The organism is Bacillus sp. RB3 (genome assembly GCF_030164735.1).
Classification (GTDB): Bacteria; Bacillota; Bacilli; order Bacillales; family Bacillaceae_G; genus Bacillus_A; species Bacillus_A cereus.
Map to the genome: position 1 here is coordinate 1 of NZ_JASNGE010000093.1, position 861 is coordinate 861.

The following is an 861-nucleotide window of genomic DNA, read 5'->3' on the forward strand; positions in this document are numbered from 1 at the left end:
AAGGGTAACTAACTGTTACGATTTATTTAACCAATTATAACGAAAGTTAATTAAATATATCAGTAAGCCCTGCTAGTCAAGTGATTGGCTAGTAGTGAGGGTTAACTGCGGGCAATCCCTAAAGCTGATTGAACTACAACGTGGCTAGAAATGGCGAGCGTGAATGTTGCGAAAGCAGAAAAAATCAATCAGATGGTGCAAGGTTAAATCCTAAACACTAGAACAATGGGTCTTCCGCCTCGAATCATCTAAGTCAAAATGGATAGGATGAACGTTCAACGACTATCTCGTATAACTGACGAGAGTACATCACAAGCCTATGGTGGTGGAAAAATCCTCTATCTCTAAAGAGATAAACATATAGTCTGCGCTCATGTGAAAACATGAGAAGTTCATAAGAGAACTGGCTAAGGAGTTGCGCCCTTAGTTGAACGAGATACATTTAATTAAATCTATCAAACCTCATTGAATATATCGAACGTATGTGCTATGTTAGGTTCAATGAGGTAAGAATAATAATGAAATTTTTACGAGTTAGTCAAGTATCAGAATTAACAGGTTTGCATCCGAGTGATCTCAGGAGAATGCTGGTGGAACACGCTACGATTCAGAAGAACAAATCTTTCATTAAAGGAGTTACATTCTGATGATATTGGCGAAGAAAGTTAGACTAATCCCAACGCCTGAACAAGAAAAAGTGCTTAGAAACCATGCTGGTGCTGCAAGATTCGCTTATAACTATTGTAAAAGAATGAGTGATAGATACTATAAGCTATTTGGAAAATCTGTTTCACAGTTAGCTTTACAGAAACGATTTACAAAGATCAAGAAGCGAAAGAGATATGAGTGGTTAAAAGACAT

General features: G+C 37.2%; 1 protein-coding gene. It reads left to right on the forward strand.

Annotated elements, in window-relative coordinates:
- Positions 1-646: 646 nt before the first annotated feature.
- Positions 647-861 (forward strand): helix-turn-helix domain-containing protein (locus QO049_RS30445; protein ID WP_180230821.1); only part of this gene is annotated, 215 nt, incomplete at its 3' end.